At 60.3% G+C, this 15,956-nt stretch carries 17 protein-coding genes; 14 read left to right on the top strand and 3 right to left on the bottom strand.

The window, feature by feature from the left end; genetic code table 11:
* Positions 1-2: 2 nt before the first annotated feature.
* The 7 genes from ACK5NW_RS13765 to ACK5NW_RS13795 all read left to right on the top strand — a co-directional run bounded on the left by ACK5NW_RS13765 (position 3) and on the right by ACK5NW_RS13795 (position 3,956).
* Positions 3-425: a hypothetical protein gene (locus ACK5NW_RS13765; protein WP_416929011.1), complete on the top strand. Its 423-nt coding sequence runs from the start codon at positions 3-5 to the stop codon at positions 423-425.
* A gap of 197 nt (positions 426-622) precedes the next feature.
* Entirely contained in the window at positions 623-1,363 is a 741-nt protein-coding gene (locus ACK5NW_RS13770; protein ID WP_416929013.1) for a MotA/TolQ/ExbB proton channel family protein, read from the top strand.
* Positions 1,360-1,776, top strand: a complete 417-nt coding sequence (locus ACK5NW_RS13775; RefSeq protein ID WP_416929015.1) for an ExbD/TolR family protein — start codon at positions 1,360-1,362, stop codon at positions 1,774-1,776. The genes ACK5NW_RS13770 and ACK5NW_RS13775 overlap by 4 nt, the downstream gene beginning before the upstream one ends.
* A 114-nt stretch (positions 1,777-1,890) precedes the next feature.
* Positions 1,891-3,027, top strand: a complete 1,137-nt coding sequence (gene lpxK / locus ACK5NW_RS13780) for a tetraacyldisaccharide 4'-kinase (protein ID WP_416929017.1) — start codon at positions 1,891-1,893, stop codon at positions 3,025-3,027.
* Positions 3,024-3,407, top strand: coding sequence for a VOC family protein (locus ACK5NW_RS13785; protein ID WP_416929019.1), 384 nt, complete (start codon positions 3,024-3,026; stop codon positions 3,405-3,407). The genes lpxK and ACK5NW_RS13785 overlap by 4 nt, the downstream gene beginning before the upstream one ends.
* Positions 3,404-3,736, top strand: a complete 333-nt coding sequence (locus ACK5NW_RS13790; protein WP_416929021.1) for a DMT family transporter — start codon at positions 3,404-3,406, stop codon at positions 3,734-3,736. The genes ACK5NW_RS13785 and ACK5NW_RS13790 overlap by 4 nt, the downstream gene beginning before the upstream one ends.
* A gap of 10 nt (positions 3,737-3,746) precedes the next feature.
* Positions 3,747-3,956, top strand: coding sequence for a Trm112 family protein (locus ACK5NW_RS13795; RefSeq protein ID WP_416929023.1), 210 nt, complete (start codon positions 3,747-3,749; stop codon positions 3,954-3,956).
* A gap of 12 nt (positions 3,957-3,968) precedes the next feature.
* On the opposite strand, the gene ACK5NW_RS13800 is transcribed toward ACK5NW_RS13795, so the two are convergent.
* Entirely contained in the window at positions 3,969-5,789 is a 1,821-nt protein-coding gene (locus ACK5NW_RS13800) for an extracellular solute-binding protein (protein ID WP_416929025.1), read from the bottom strand.
* An 87-nt stretch (positions 5,790-5,876) separates the two neighbouring features.
* On the opposite strand from ACK5NW_RS13800, the gene fabI reads away from it, so the two are divergent.
* Entirely contained in the window at positions 5,877-6,680 is an 804-nt protein-coding gene (fabI, locus tag ACK5NW_RS13805) for an enoyl-ACP reductase FabI (protein WP_416929027.1), read from the top strand.
* A 107-nt stretch (positions 6,681-6,787) separates the two neighbouring features.
* Positions 6,788-7,624, top strand: a complete 837-nt coding sequence (locus tag ACK5NW_RS13810) for a DNA ligase (protein ID WP_416929043.1) — start codon at positions 6,788-6,790, stop codon at positions 7,622-7,624.
* 165 nt (positions 7,625-7,789) lie between these two features.
* Here the strand turns inward: ACK5NW_RS13810 and ACK5NW_RS13815 are convergent, their stop codons facing one another.
* The gene (locus tag ACK5NW_RS13815; protein ID WP_416929029.1) at positions 7,790-8,017 is read right to left on the bottom strand and encodes a DUF465 domain-containing protein; all 228 of its coding nucleotides are present in this window, start codon (positions 8,015-8,017) and stop codon (positions 7,790-7,792) included.
* Positions 8,018-8,078: 61 nt separating this feature from the next.
* On the bottom strand, positions 8,079-10,448 hold the full coding sequence (locus ACK5NW_RS13820) for an Orn/Lys/Arg decarboxylase N-terminal domain-containing protein (RefSeq protein WP_416929031.1): 2,370 nt from the start codon (positions 10,446-10,448) through the stop codon (positions 8,079-8,081).
* Positions 10,449-10,587: 139 nt separating this feature from the next.
* Between ACK5NW_RS13820 and ACK5NW_RS13825 the strand changes: the two genes are divergently transcribed.
* From ACK5NW_RS13825 to ACK5NW_RS13845, 5 genes are all read left to right on the top strand, one after another.
* Positions 10,588-11,016: an NfeD family protein gene (locus tag ACK5NW_RS13825; RefSeq protein ID WP_416929033.1), complete on the top strand. Its 429-nt coding sequence runs from the start codon at positions 10,588-10,590 to the stop codon at positions 11,014-11,016.
* Between the two features lie 96 nt (positions 11,017-11,112).
* The gene (locus tag ACK5NW_RS13830) at positions 11,113-11,982 is read left to right on the top strand and encodes an SPFH domain-containing protein (RefSeq protein ID WP_416929045.1); all 870 of its coding nucleotides are present in this window, start codon (positions 11,113-11,115) and stop codon (positions 11,980-11,982) included.
* A 188-nt stretch (positions 11,983-12,170) separates the two neighbouring features.
* Positions 12,171-13,112, top strand: coding sequence for a CysB family HTH-type transcriptional regulator (locus tag ACK5NW_RS13835; RefSeq protein ID WP_416929035.1), 942 nt, complete (start codon positions 12,171-12,173; stop codon positions 13,110-13,112).
* 30 nt (positions 13,113-13,142) lie between these two features.
* A complete protein-coding gene (locus tag ACK5NW_RS13840; RefSeq protein ID WP_416929037.1) occupies positions 13,143-14,315 on the top strand; it encodes a pyridoxal phosphate-dependent aminotransferase in 1,173 nt (390 codons plus the stop codon).
* 239 nt (positions 14,316-14,554) lie between these two features.
* Positions 14,555-15,418, top strand: a complete 864-nt coding sequence (locus ACK5NW_RS13845) for a hypothetical protein (RefSeq protein WP_416929039.1) — start codon at positions 14,555-14,557, stop codon at positions 15,416-15,418.
* Positions 15,419-15,956 lie beyond the last annotated feature (538 nt).

The following is a 15,956-nucleotide window of genomic DNA, read 5'->3' on the forward strand; positions in this document are numbered from 1 at the left end:
GCATGCACACACACATCCTGGCCCGACTATTCCACAAACTGGCGCTGCCCAGCATTGGCATGCGCCGCATCGGCCGCAACGCACCAGAGTACGTGCAAGCTGTTGATTTAAAAGATTTTTTCACTGCCTTGAATGTCATCAATTTGTCATCAGGCCAGCAAAGACGCGGTTTTGGGGCCAGCCAGCGCAGGTTTTTCACAAAGTTATCCACAGAAATTGTGCATCGGCAGCACGACTGGCGCCATTTGGACTGCCAGACACATACTCCCTGCCGAACGCAACCCCAACGCATGCACAAGACAATGCGTATTTGCACGCCAGTGCAGTGTTTGACGCTTGAAGGCACTCATGAAAACGATGGATTTAAACGATGGATTTGTCGTCAGGGCAAGGCGCAAACCGCAGCAATGGCCAAGCTATCGTAAGGATTTGCAACGCCGCCCTGGCGGCAAAGGCGCATTTTTATGTGCCAGATAGCGCGAAACACTGCACTATGCGCACCAGGATGCACCTGGCCTGCCAGAACGCGCCCGATGGTGCGCCATAATCGCCCGCTGATACCCCGTGCAACCCATGCAGGCTGACCACTCACCCGCCTGCCAACACCAAAGAGAAACTCCCCTTGCTTTCGATCATACAAGCCGCTGGTTGGCCCATTTGGCCGTTGATTCTGTGTTCCATCCTGGCGGTGGCCTTCATTGTCGAGCGCGCGCTCAAACTCAAGCGCAGCCGCGTCATCGACGCTGGCTTGGTGGACGAGGCGATCAGCGTCTCGCGCGAATCGGTGCCCGCCCCCGACACGGTGAGCCAACTGGCCGCCCACTCCGTCCTGGGCGAAGTGCTGGCGGCGGGCTGGCGCGCCTTCAACATCAACCCGCGCTGCACCGTGCAGGAAATGCGCACCGCCATGGAAGGCGCGGGCCGCGAAGCCGCGCACAAGCTGGAGCGCTATCTGCCCGCCATCGCCACCATCGCCTCGGCCGCGCCGCTGCTGGGCCTGCTGGGCACGGTGATCGGCATGATCGAAATCTTTGGCTCGCAAGCGCCTACCGGTTCGCTGGCGGGCGGCAACCCCGGCGAGCTGGCGCACGGTATCTCGGTGGCGCTGTACAACACCGCCTTTGGCCTGATCGTGGCCATTCCAGCGCTGATTTGCTGGCGCTACTTTCGCGCCCGGGTTGATGGTTACGTGCTGGAGATGGAACTGGCCGCCGAACGCTTTGCCCGCCACTTGGAATGGCTGTGCAGCGACGCCCCGGCACGGCCTGCACCACCGCCACACGCCATGCCCGCTGCGGCACCGGCTGGCAGCGCACCACGCGAGCACCGCAAAAGCCGCAGCGCCCACGGAGCCGCCCGGTGAAATTCCGCCCTCATCCGCCCGAAGAGCCGGAGATCAACCTGATCCCGTTCATCGACGTGTTGCTGGTGATCCTCATTTTTCTGATGCTGACCACCACCTACAGCAAGTTCACTGAATTGCAGGTGCAACTGCCAGTGGCCGATGCCGACGCCTCGCGCGATCGCCCCAAAGAAATCATCATCGCCGTCTCGACCGATGGCCGCTACGCCGTCAATCAGCAAGCGCTGCAAGAGCGCAGCGTCGAGGCCGTGGCCAGCGCCTTGCGCGCCCTGGCGCAAGAGGGCAGCGTGCTGATCATCAGCGCCGACGCCACCGCCCCGGTGCAGGCCGTGGTCACCGCCATGGACGCCGCCCGCCGCGAAGGGCTGACCCACATCACCTTTGCCGCCCAAAGCGACGGCGCTGCGCGCTGACCGGCTGCGCCTGCCGATACCATGCCGCCGTCACGCCTTCCCGCTGACGGCGTTGACGGCCCCACCGTTTCGCGCTGCCGCCCGCAGCGCCAACCACCCGCCTCCACCTGAGCCATGCCCAGCGCCTTGCTTGAACACCGCCTGCGTCAAGCCTGGACGCAGCGCGGCCCGCTGGCCCGTGCGCTGTGGCCACTGTCGCCGCTGTATGGCGCGCTGGCCGCCCGCCAGCGCCAAAGTAGCCGCGCGCAAGCCCAGCGCCTGCCCGTGCCCGTGGTCGTGATCGGTAATGTGATTGCGGGCGGCGCAGGCAAAACCCCCACCACCCTGGCCGTGGTGCAACACCTGCAAGCGCGCGGCTGGCGGCCCGGCATCATCTCGCGCAGGTATTCGCGCGGGCATGGGCGATCCAGCAGCAACGCCCATCACGATGGCCGCGAAGTCACCCCCGACGCCCAGCCTGCCGACGTAGGCGACGAACCCCTGCTGCTGCGCCAGCGCACCCAGGCACCCGTATTCGTCGCCCCGCGTCGGGTGGACGCCGCCCACGCCCTGCTTGCCGCCTGGCCCGACACCGACGTGCTGGTGTGCGACGACGGCCTGCAACACCTGGCACTGGCGCGCGACGTCGAAGTGGTGGTGTTCGACGCCCGCGGCATCGGCAACGGCTGGTTGCTGCCTGCCGGGCCTTTGCGTGAGCCGTGGCCGCGCCAACTTGGGCCACGCAAACCCGGAACACCCCCATGCCCACCGGGTCGCGCCCTTGCCGACGCCCCCACCGAATTGCTCTTGCGCACCGAATCTGAAGGCACCGCCCTGCCTTTGCCTGCCGGTGCGGTGCTGCACACGGCCGCGCGCGCGCTGGCACCCCATGCGCTGCGTGCCGATGGCACGTCCGTGCCGTTGACCACGTTGCAAGGTCAGCCACTGGCCGCGGTAGCGGGCATCGCCCGACCCGAAGCGTTCTTCGACATGCTGCGCGCCGCCGGGTTGACGCTGGCGCACACCGATGCACGCCCCGATCACTACGATTTCAAGAGCTACTCATGCCCGCCCATCAAGCAGAAAACCCTGATTTGCACTGAAAAAGACGCCGCAAAGCTGTGGCCCCACCAGCCCGATGCTCTGGCCGTACCTTTGCTGCTGCACGTGCCTGCCGCCTTCTTTGCCGCGCTGGATGAGGCGCTGGCCACGCGGGGCTATCATCCCCGCACCGCCACCACCACACCTGCGCCTGCGCCCAACCGCTCATGATTTCGCACATCGACCACGTCGTCCTCACTGTTGCCGACATCGAACGCGCCGTGGCCTTTTACGCCCGGGTGCTGCACATGCAGCCCGTCACCTTTGCCGGTGGCCGCCGGGCGCTGCAATTTGGCCGCCAGAAGATCAATCTGCAAACCCTGGGGCAAGAGCCGCGCAACCACGCGGCCACCGGCTCGGGCGATTTGTGCCTGATCACCACCTGGCCGCTGGAGCGCGTCATGGCGCACCTGCAAGCCGAAAACGTGCCCCTGCTCGAAGGCCCGGTCGCCAAATCAGGCGCGCAAGGGGCCATCCGTTCGGTGTACTTCAACGACCCCGATGGCAACCTGATCGAAGTCAGCGTCTACCCCACGGACGCTCTCACATGAACGGTTGGCTGGCCTTAGGCGTGGCCATCGTGGCCGAAGTCATGGGCACCAGCGCTCTCAAAGCATCCGACGGCTTTTCCCGCCCACTGCCCACGCTGGTCGTGGTAGCGGGCTACGGGCTGGCCTTCTGGATGCTGTCCATTACCACGCGCAGCGTGCCCGTGGGCCTGGCCTACGCCATCTGGTCGGGCCTGGGCACGGTGCTGATTGCGCTGGTGGCCTGGGCGCTCTACGGCCAGCGGCTGGACGCCTGGAGCATCGTCGGCATGGCACTTATAGTGGCTGGCGTGCTGGTCATGAACCTGCTTTCCAACACCCCCGCCCACTGAAGAAACCGCCATGGACCCCAAACTGCTTGAACTGCTGGTCTGCCCCATCACCAAAGGCCCGCTGGATTACGACCGCGACAAAGCCGAGCTGATCTCCCGCTCCGCCCGCTTGGCCTATCCCGTGCGCGACGGCATCCCCATCATGCTGGAAGGCGAAGCGCGCACGCTGTCAGACGAGGAACTGGAGGCGCTGCCGCCGCGCACGCCGCTGACGGGTTAGGGGCCTGCCAGCTCAGCGATCCACAGATTTGGCCCACCACGTTTGCACCCCCCACATCTCGCCCTGAAAGTACGGCGGTGTGACCTCGGGCTTTTGCAGCCGCCAGGCGTTATAGGCCAAGCGGTGCACGGGCGAATACCATTGCGGCAGTAAATAGTGGCTGTGGCTGACCACGCGCTCCAGCGCGCGGCAGGCGGCCAGAAAGTCGGGCTGGTTTTGGGCGCTGACCATGTGGCTGATGAGGCTGTCGATGGCCGGGGTTTTGACGCCCGCCAGATTGCCTGAATCTTCGGTATCGGCCGCCTGGCTGCCGAACAGATCGGCATATTCCTGCCCCGGGTTCAATGTGCCCTGGTAGGCGATGGTGGTGATGTCGAAGTCAAACTTTTGCAAACGTTGCTGGTACAGCGCAAAGTCGACCGGGCGATATTCAAGGCGGATGCCCAACTTTTCCAGGTTGCGAATCAACGGTGCAACCACGCGGGCACCGGCTTCGCTGCTGTCCAGATACACCAGCACCATTGCTTGGCCTTGGGCATTGCGCAATGCACCGCCCTGCACGCTCCAGCCGGCCTCGGCCAGCAACTGGCGCGCCTGACGCAGGTTTTCGCGCAGGCCGCCCACGCCGGGGTCTTGGGGCTGGTCGGTGCGCGGTGGCTGGTAAGCCGGGCCGAAGGCGGCGGGCGGAATTTGGGCGCGAAGCGGCTCCATAAGCGCCAATTGCCCAGCATCAGGCTCGCCAGTCGCCGCGCAGTCGGTGTTGCCAAAGATGCCCTGCACCCGCGTATAGGCGTTGTAGAACATCTGCCGGTTCATCCACTCGTAGTCAATGGCCAGCCCCAGCGCCTGACGCACACGCACGTCTTGCAGCAGCGGGCGGCGGCTGTTGAGCACGTAGCTTTGAAAGCCGGTGGGCAGCTTGTGCTGAAACTCGCCCTTGACCAGTTCGCCGCTTTTGAACTTGGGGCCACTCACGCGGCGCGCCCAGTCACCGGCGGAGTAAAACGCCATTAAATCAAATTCGCCTGCTTTCAGCGCCTCCAGCTTGGCGGTGTTGTCTTTGTAGATCTTGACCGTGACGCGATCGAAGTTGAAAGTGCCGCGCTTGACGTTCAGCTCACGCGCCCAGTAATTGGGATCGCGCACGTAGGTAATGTCTTTGCCGAACTTGACCGGGCCAATTTTGTACGGCCCCGAGCCAATGGGCACGTCCATCACCACCTGATCGAACGGCTTGCCCTGCCCCCACTGGGCACTGAACACCGGCAGTCCGCCCACCGTCAGCGGCAGCTCGCGGTTGGGCCGCTTGAAGCGGTAGCGTACGGTGCGGGCGTTCACCACATCCACCCCAGCCACGTCGATCAGCATCGTTTTGTAAGCGGGCGAAGTGTGTGGCCCCATCAGCGTGTCAAAGCTGTGCTTGACGTCTTGCGCCGTGACCGCATCGCCGTTGTGAAAACGCGCTTGCGAGCGCAGACGGAAAGTGACCGACAGGCGATCAGGGGCCACGCTCACGTCTTCGGCCAGCAGGCCGTAGGCGGCACCGGCTTCGTCCAATGCGCCAGTGAGCAGGCTGTCGAACATCAGCGCATCCAGATAAGTGGGTGCACTGCCTTTCATGGTGAAGGGGTTGTATTTGTCGAAGGTGGACACGCGCGAATTGCCCACCAGCCGAATCTCTCCGCCTTTGGGCGCGGCGGGATTGACGTAAGCAAAGTGCTCAAAACCTGGCGGGTATTTCAAATCGTCCCACAGCGCATAGCCGTGGGCGGCCCAGGCACTGGAGGCGGCGCTGCCCAGGCACAGCGCCAGACTGGTAAACAAAGCTCGCATGCGACAATTCTGCCGTTTTTTTCTGGCTGTTTTTTTCTGTCGCTTTCTGCTGTTTTCTGCTGTTTTTTTGTTCGAGGAGCTTTGCGCATGACCCCATCCACCGGTTTTTTGACTGGCAAAAAATTACTGATCACCGGCGTGCTGTCCAACCGATCCATCGCCTACGGCGTGGCCAAGGCTTGCCGCGCCCAGGGGGCTGAGCTGGCTTTCAGCTACGTGGGCGAGCGCTTCAAGGGCCGCATCACCGAATTTGCCGCCGAGTTCGACTCCAAGCTGGTGTTTGACTGCGACGTGGGCAGCGACGCGCAGATCGAGGCCATGTTCAAAGACCTGAGCGCCACCTGGCCCCAGTTGGACGGCTTTGTGCACGCCATCGGCTTTGCCCCGCGTGAAGCGATTGCGGGCAACTTCTTCGACGGCCTGAGCCGCGAAAACTATCGCATCGCCCACGACATCAGCGCCTACAGCTTTCCCGGTATGGCCAAGGCCGCCCTGCCTTATTTGAGCGACAAGGCCGCGCTGCTGACGCTGAGCTACCTGGGCGCGCTGCGCAGCATCCCCAACTACAACACCATGGGCCTGGCCAAAGCCAGCTTAGAGGCCAGTGTGCGCTATATGGCCGAGGCGCTGGGCGGGCGCGGCGTGCGCGTCAACGGCATCAGCGCCGGGCCGATCAAAACGCTGGCAGCCAGCGGCATCAAGGACTTTGGCAAGCTGCTGGGCACCGTGGCCAGCGCGTCACCGCTGCGCCGCAACGTGACGATTGACGACGTGGGCAACGTCGCCGCGTTCTTGCTGAGCGATCTGGCGGCGGGCGTGACGGCCGAGATCACCTACGTGGACGGCGGCTTCAGCCAGACCGCTGGGCTGTCGGCGGACATGGTGGGTTGACTGGGCCACCCAAAGCCACTTTGAAGCTCCGTTGGCCTTCACGGCTTTCAGCGCCTGCGCCTATTTTTAAAGCCAACCCAAGGCGGAGGCAGTGTTTAAAAGCCGCGCTGGCGCTGCTGGCCAGCACCTGGGCAGGCCACGCACTGCCCGCGCCCGCATTGCTGCTGGCCCAGAGCTACCGCCCCGGCATCGACCTGCGTGACTGGTGGGTGAGCGAAAAGTACGACGGCGTGCGCGGCCATTGGGACGGCCAGGCGCTGCGCACGCGTGGTGGTCAGCGCATCAACGCCCCCACCTGGTTCACCGCCAACTGGCCCATCACCCCGATGGATGGCGAGCTGTGGGCCGGGCGCGGCCGTTTTGACGCTGCGCAATCAGCAGCGGCACGCCAGCAGCCGGATGACGCCGCCTGGCGCACGCTGCGCTACATGGTGTTCGACTTGCCCGCACACCCCGGCACTTTTGACGAGCGGCTGGGTGCACTCCATGACGCGGTGGCGCGCATCGGCCACCCTTGGGTGCAGGCCGCACCGCAGCGCAAGGTGGCCAGCGACACCCAATTGCAGGCGTTATTGCGCCAAGTGGTGCAAGACGGCGGCGAGGGGCTGATGCTGCACCGGGGCCAATCGCACTACAGCGCAGGCCGCAGCGATGATTTGCTCAAACTCAAACCCTTCGACGACGCCGAAGCCCAGGTGACTGGTCACCTCCCCGGCAAAGGCAAATACGCGGGCATGGTCGGCGCATTGCAGGTGCAAACCCCGCAAGGCCAGCGTTTTGCCTTGGGCAGCGGCCTGGCCGACGCATTGCGCCGCAGCCCGCCAGCCATAGGCACCTGGGTGACTTACCGCTACCGTGGCCTGCATGCAGGCAGCGGCCTGCCGCGCTTTGCCAGCTTCGTGCGCGTGCGGCCAGACTTCAAGCCCGAAGATGCGGCGCGTTGAAGCCCCTTGATTGCTATTTTATTAATAGCTATTAACGCCTGTGATTACAGCATCAACAGTCAAAAAGGCTTATATCTTCAATCCCCTGCTGCGACAGCCGCCACGCCATTAAAAAGCCCGCTGACTGCGGGCTTTTAAGGCAAGTCCATCAGACAATGTCTGCCATCAACCGGCGGTCGATTCCTGACGCAAGATGGTGTACAGCTCGTCCTTGATGTGCAGTTTTTCTTTTTTCAGGGTTTCGATTTCAGCGTGCGTGCCGCCGGCATCGTGGCTTTCCAAGGCGGTGATCTGGTGATCCAGGTCGTTGTGCTTCTCGAACAGGTGCAAAAAGCGGTGGTTGTCACCTTCGGTTTTGAGTTTGGTGATCAGGTCGCGGTATTCTGGAAACATCGTTTCTCCTTTCAAGATGGAATCATAGCCGAGCCGCAAAGCCGTCCGGCGGCAAGGTGGCTCACTCCTGGGTGAAATAAGGCGAGTTGGTGGCCGCGTCGATCATGTCCTGCGCATCGGTGTGCGGCAGCACCTCACGCGGCGTGCTGTCCGTGGCCACACAGTCGGCGTAATAACGCACATGACCATCGTGGTCATGCACTTCCACCAGACCGTGGATGTCGGTTTCAAAGCCGGGCAACTGGCGCGCAAAGTCGCGTGCAAACTTCAGGTAATCGACTATTTTCTTGTTGAACACTTCGCCCGGAATCAGCAGTGGAATGCCGGGTGGGTAAGGCGTGATCAAGCTGGTGGTGATGCGGCCCTCAAGGTGGTCGATCTCTACCCGCTCGACCTTGCGGTGCGCGATGCAGGAAAAAGCGTCGGACGGGGTCATGGCCGGAACCAGCTCGGTCAGGTAGATGTCGGTGGTCAGGCGCGCAATATCGTACTTGGCGTAAAGCTGGTGCACCATCTGGCACAGATCGCGCAGGCCCAGACGTTCATAACGGCGATGCTGGGCGCAGAACTCCGGCATGATGCGCCACATCGGCATGTTGCGGTCATAGTCGTCCTTGAACTGCTGCAAGGCCGTGAGCAGCGTGTTCCAGCGGCCCTTGGTGATGCCGATGGTGAACATGATGAAGAAGCTGTACAGACCGGTCTTTTCCACCACCACCCCGTGCTCGGCCAAAAACTTGGTGACAATGCTGGCGGGAATACCGGTTTTGTCGAACTTGCCGTCCAGGTTCAGCCCTGGCGTGACGATGGTGGCCTTGATCGGGTCCAGCATATTGAAGCCCGAAGCCAGTTTGCCAAAACCGTGCCAGGTTTTGGCGCTCTTGCTGCCCTTGGCGCTGCCGTTTTTGATGATCCAGTCGTCGGCGCGGCCAATCCCTTCTTCGGCCAGGTGGTCCGGCCCCCAGACCTTGAACCACCAGTCACCCGCACCAAATTCGTCTTCCACCTTGCGCATGGCACGGCGGAAGTCCATCGCTTCCATGATGCTTTCTTCCACCATGGCGGTGCCGCCGGGCGGCTCCATCATGGCGGCAGCCACGTCGCAACTGGCGATGATGCTGTACTGCGGGCTGGTCGAGGTGTGCATCAGGTACGCCTCGTTGAACAGGTAGCGGTCGAGCTTGACGTTTTGCGAGTCCTGCACCAGCACGTGGCTGGCCTGGCTGATGCCGGCCAGCAGCTTATGGATCGACTGGGTCGAATACACCACTGACTGCTTGGGCCGCGGGCGCTTCTTGCCCATGGCGTGGTAGGTGCCGTAGAACGGGTGAAATGCCGCGTGCGGCAGCCAAGCCTCGTCAAAGTGCAGGTTGTCCACATAGCCATCGAGCATGCCCTTGATGGCTTCGGTGTCGTACAGCACGCCGTCGTAGGTGGACTGCGTGAGCGTGAGGATACGCGGCTTCACCTTGCTGGCGTCCACCCCTTTGAGCAACGGGTGCGCGCGCATCTTGGCCTGGATGGCGGCAGGCTCGAACTCGGACTTGTGGATCGGCCCGATGATGCCGAAATGGTTGCGCGTGGGCTTCAAGAAAACCGGAATGGCCCCGGTCATGATGATGGCGTGCAGGTTGCTTTTGTGGCAATTGCGGTCTACCAGCACCACGTCGCCTGGTGCCACCGTGTGGTGCCACACCATCTTGTTGCTGGTGCTGGTGCCGTTGGTGACAAAAAAACAATGATCAGCATTGAAGATGCGCGCCGCGTTGCGCTCACTTTCGCCAATAGCCCCATCATGGTCGAGCAGCTGGCCCAGCTCTTCCACCGCGTTGCAGACATCCGCGCGCAGCATGTTCTCGCCATAAAACTGGTGGTACATCTGGCCCACGGGCGACTTTAAAAACGCCACCCCGCCCGAGTGGCCAGGGCAATGCCACGAATAAGAGCCGTCTTCGGCATAGTCCAGCAGGGCCTTGAAAAACGGCGGCTGAATGCCCTCCAGATAGCTGCGCGCCTCGCGCACGATGTGCTTGGCCACAAATTCGGGCGTGTCCTCGAACATGTGAATAAACCCATGCAGCTCGCGCAAGATGTCGTTGGGCAGGTGCTGGCTGGTTTTGGTTTCGCCGTGCAAATAAATGGGCACGTCCAGGTTTTTGCGCCGCACTTCCTGAATGAAGTTGCGCAGACTCAGCACCGCTGGATCCAGATCGGGGCCGGGGCTGAATTCTTCGTCGTCGATCGATAAAATGAACGCACTGGCCCGGCTTTGCTGCTGGGCAAACTGGCTCAAATCGCCATAACTGGTGGCGCCCACCACCTCGAAGCCCTCGTTCTGTATGGCTTGGGCCAGGGCGCGAATACCCAGGCCCGAGGTATTTTCGGCACGGTAGTCCTCGTCGATGATGACAATGGGAAAGCGAAATTTCATGGCAAAACCCCAGCCAGGTTGTGGCAAACGCAGCGGCGAAGTGTAAGGACAAAGCGCCTCAATTCAGCCCGATTGAGCCGAATTGAAGCAAAAAGTGCGGACACATATCGTAGGATCGCGTTTTGAAACAGGAGAACATATGGCCGATTCGACCATTTGGTGGATCATTGCAGGCGTGCTGGTGGTGCTGGAATTGACCACCGGCACTTTTTATCTGTTGATGCTGGCGCTGGGCGCGGCAGCGGGTGCTTTGGTCGCCCACGCGGGCGCAGGCATCACCGTGCAGTTGGTGGTGGCCGCGGCTGTGGGCGGCGTGGCCGCCTATTTGGGTCACCTCTGGCGCAAGCGCCACCCCATCCATGCCGCCGCCATAGACGTGCTGGACGTGGGCGAAACCGTGCAGATCGACGCCTGGCAAGCTGACGGCACGGCCCAGATCCGCTACCGGGGCGCGCCCTGGGTGGCCGTGCTGCGCCCCGGCGCAGCGCAGCAATTGGGCACGCACCGCATCACCGAGCTGATGGGCAGCCGCCTGGTGGTGGAGCCTGTGGGCACCAGCGCCCATTGATACCCGCTTTCTTTTCATTCAACCCAAGGAATCCGCATTTTGGAAACTTCTCTCACCTTCGCCTTCATCCTGCTCGTCGTAGCGGCCATTTTTGTGATGCGCGCGGTCAAGGTCGTACCCCAGCAAAACGCCTGGGTGGTCGAGCGGCTGGGTAAGTACAGCCGCACATTGGGGCCGGGGCTGAATTTTCTGGTGCCGTTTGTAGACAAAGTGGCCTACAAACACAGCCTGAAGGAAATCCCGCTCGACGTGCCCAGCCAAGTCTGCATCACACGCGACAACACCCAGTTGCAGGTGGACGGCATTTTGTACTTTCAGGTCACCGACCCCACACGCGCCAGCTACGGTGCCAGCAATTACGTGATGGCCATTTCGCAACTGGCACAAACCACGCTGCGCAGCGTGATCGGCAAGCTGGAGCTGGACAAAACCTTTGAAGAGCGCGACATGATCAACGCCAAGGTGGTCGAAGCCGTGGACGAAGCGGCGCTGAACTGGGGCGTGAAAGTGCTGCGCTATGAAATCAAGGATTTGACGCCGCCCAACGAAATTTTGCGCGCCATGCAGGCGCAAATTACCGCCGAGCGCGAAAAGCGCGCTGTCATCGCCACATCAGAAGGCAAGCGCCAAGAACAAATCAATCTGGCCGACGGCCAAAAGCAAGCTGCCATTGCCAAGTCTGAGGGCGAAAAGCAGGCCGCCATCAACACCGCCCAGGGCGAAGCTGCCGCCATCACCGAAGTGGCCAACGCCACGGCCCTGGCCATTGCCCGCATCGGCACCGCCATTGGCCAACCAGGCGGCGAACAGGCCGTGCAACTGAAGGTGGCCGAAAAAGCCGTCGAAGCCTACAGCCAACTGGCGCAGGACGCCACCACCACGCTGGTGGTGCCCAGCAACATGACCGAGGTGTCGGCCCTCATCTCATCGGCCATGAAGATGGTGCAGGCCCAGCGCATCGGCTGAAGTCAAACCCAGCCTTTTTCGCCCATCTTTATATTCCAGCAGGCCGCGCAATGCGGCCTGCGCCGTCTTGGTTGACCTTGTCCAGACAGTTCGGGACGGTGTGCTGAAATGAACAAGGCCTCTTCAGCAAGAAATACCGTTTCTTTAGACCTGATTCATAATAAACAAACCATTTCATATAACTGTTTATGAATCTGCACCAGTTCCGCTTTGTTCAGGAAGCCGCGCGCCGCAATTTGAACCTGACCGAAGCCGCCAAGGCACTGCACACCTCGCAGCCCGGCGTGTCCAAGGCCATCATCGAGTTGGAAGAAGAGCTGGGCATCGACATCTTCATCCGCCACGGCAAACGCCTCAAACGCATCACCGAACCGGGCGAGCACGTGCTGCAAAGCATTGCCATCATCTTGCGCGAGGTAGGTAACCTCAAACGCATTGGCGAGCAATACAGCGCGCAGGACACCGGCACTTTGTCGATAGCCACCACGCACACCCAGGCGCGTTATGTACTGCCTTTGCCCGTGGCGCGACTGCGCGAACGCTACCCCAAGGTCAACATCAGCCTGCACCAGGGCGCACCCGACCAGGTAGCGCGGATGGTGATCGAAGAAAGCGCCGAGATCGGCATCGCCACCGAATCGCTGGCCAATTACCCCGAACTGATTACCCTGCCTTGCTACGAATGGGAGCATGTGCTGGTCGTCCCGAAAGACCATCTACTCTCAAAAAAAGAGCGCCTGACGCTGGAAGACATTGCGTCAGAGCCGCTAATTACTTATCACCCTTCGTTCACCGGCCGCACCCGCATCGACACCGCTTTTGCCCAGCGCCAGCTTAGCCCCCGGGTGGTGCTCGAAGCCATTGATTCGGATGTCATCAAGACTTATGTGCGCCTGGGGCTGGGCGTGGGCATCGTGGCCGAAATGGCGGTCAAGGGCGACAAAGACCCCGATTTGGTAGCCCGCCCGCTGGGGCCACTGCTGGGCCGTAATGTGGCGCGCATCGCGCTCAAGCGCGGGGCCTATCTGCGTGATTTTGTGTACCAATTTGCCAGCCTGCTGTCAGACCGGCTGGACAAGGACTTGATCCTCAAAGCCATGAACGGCCAGCACAACGATTACGAGCTTTAATCCTTTGCGCCACACCGCGCCACCCTTCCAATGACTGCCCACTCATCGCCCAGCTTTGCCTCGCGCCTGCCCCACGTCGGCACCACCATTTTTACAGTGATGTCGGCACTGGCGACTAAGCACCAGGCCGTCAACCTGGGCCAGGGGTTTCCGGATTTCGACTGTGACCCCAAGTTGGTCGACGCCGTGGCCAGCGCCATGCGCCAGGGCCACAACCAGTACCCGCCCATGGCCGGCGCACCCGTGCTGCGCCAGACCATCGCCGCCAAAATAGAGACGGTATACGGTCGCCGCACCAACGCTGAGACTGAAATCACCGTCACCGCCGGGGCCACCCAGGCCATCCTCACGGCGGTGCTGTGCTGCGCTGGGCCGGGCGATGAGGTCATCGTGCTGGAGCCGTGTTACGACAGCTACGTGCCGGGCATCGAGCTGGCTGGTGCCAGCGTGGTGCGCGTGCCGCTCACACCCGGCACGTTCAGGCCCGATTTCGACAAACTGGCCGCTGCCCTGACCCCACGCACCCGCGCGCTCATCATCAACAGCCCGCACAACCCCAGCGGCACCGTCTGGTCACCTGAGGACATGCAGCGCCTGAGCGATCTGCTGGCCCCCACCAACGTGCTGCTCATCAGCGACGAGGTGTACGAACACATGGTCTACGCCCCGCTGCGCCACGAAAGCGTGGCGCGCTATCCCAGCCTGGCCGCGCGCGCCTTCATCGTCAGCAGCTTTGGCAAGACCTACCACGTCACCGGCTGGAAAGTGGGCTACGTCACCGCACCCGCGCCGCTGATGGCTGAGTTTCGCAAAGTACACCAGTTCAACGTGTTCACCGTCAACACGCCCATGCAGCACGGCCTGGCCAGTTACATGGCCGACCCACGGCCGTTTCTGGACTTGCCCGCGTTCTACGCTGCCAAGCGCGATCTGTTCGCTCAAGGATTGGCGCAAACCCGGTTCCGCCTGCTGCCTTGCGAAGGCACATACTTTCAGTGCGTGGGCATCGATGACCTGAGCGTGCCCGAACGCGACTTGCCCGAAGCCGAGTTCTGTCAGTGGCTCACGCGCGAAATCGGCGTCGCCGCCATTCCCCTTTCGGCCTTCTATGGCTATGCGTTCGACCAGAAAGTCATCCGCTTTTGCTTTGCCAAGAAAGACGACACCTTGCATGCAGCACTTACCCGGTTGGCCAGACTCTGAACGCGCTCAGAAAAACGGAAATCTGGCTTATGGTCGAGACAGTAACTTTCCGTTACCTTCCTGCCGCAAATTGACTTGACAAGAGGGGGGGGAAAGTAAAAGAGACTGCCGCCCTGTCAAGCAAAATAAAAATGAGTCTCATCAGCGCCAGGAAGCCTCATGCGAATTTCTTATCTTGGTGTTGGCCTGCTCGTGGCTGCTGGCAATGCTCACCTGGTCTTCGGGCTGGAGTTGGCGGTATGTCTTTGGGGCAATCGACATCTGCTCACCTTATCAGTTTGCAGGTGTTGCACTTCAGATTTGAATCCGCCAGATTCCTGCTTTTGTATTTTCATATAGGAGCTGTAGTGAAAAAATTCAAATATTATCGTGCGACGGCAGTTGCATTGGCATATATATCAACTTTCGGAGCAGCCCATGCAAGAGGGAATGTTGAAATTGTATCATTATTAGGGAACAACTTAACTATTGCAGGCTGGGCCTGTGATCCAACAAAACCAAATGAATTTGTTGGGATCCATATGTACCAAAACTCAGCTTGGCTTGGTGGAGGCAATGCGCCAATTCCTAGGGAGGCCGCAGTTGCCGCCGTGTGCTCCAGCATACATTCTAATCATGGCTTTAGTTTCAAAATAGCACTGCCGACAAATTTAATTGACGGAGCAATTCATAAGGTTCAGGTTTATGCAGTTGGCTCCGCAGGGTATTCATCTGAGCTTTCACATGGAGTACAAAATAGCATCACATTTGGAACGACAGTAATAGCACCAACACAAATGGGCAATGTAGCAGCACGCGATCTTGATGTATTGCAGCCTGGAAATTATTTTGGCCATATTGGATTTTGGGATGGCACTAGGGTGATTGAGGCCATGAATGAGTCTACTGTTATTCAGTCTAATACATGGAGTAATTTTAGATCACGTGCCAGTGGTAAGACTTGGGACACACTAAAGCCAAATATACCATCAAGCGGCGTAATCACAACCTGTTATGAGCAAACTTGCTACTACGATGTAGGAGGAGCATTTGGCGGTGGAGCCACATCATATAATTACACGTCCGCGGGAATGCGATATGCGATGTCTAAGCGAGCGCTGTAAATACAGCAAATTGGTGCAACCTATTCTTACTCTGCCATCCCAACCTATGCCCAGCCAAAAGTAATCAATGGATTGTTGACATATCTACCTGTGCGAGGAAACTATAGGTGCGATACATTTCTTCGAGACCTTTTTGCCATGACGTACATCCCTGCGGGGCAGCCCTTAAATATTGTATGGGGTGGGGTTTGGGGCAGCGAGACATTTAAGTACAAGAAGCTTATAACTGGAAGCACAGCCTCCTGAAATTCAAATATGACCACATTATTTAATTCAGCAATATTACCCAATATTATTTACGAAAATATTAAAAATTTCAAATGACAGCGAATATAAAATGACGAGTCTCACAAATAAAACAAAAGCCATTATCCACAGAGCGACGGCTTTATGCTCAATATTGGCGACAGGATTTTTATTGCTAAGGAAGGTCTGCACAACCCCCGCTGCAGGGCGAGGTGACGCGTGAATGTTCACATGGCGAAACGAGCGTTGAATTTCTCATCGTTTTGCGCTGTTTTTGGTTCGCTTGACCCTG

Origin of the sequence: Ottowia sp. (assembly GCF_047975795.1) — a bacterium.
Lineage (GTDB): Bacteria > Pseudomonadota > Gammaproteobacteria > Burkholderiales > Burkholderiaceae_C > Ottowia.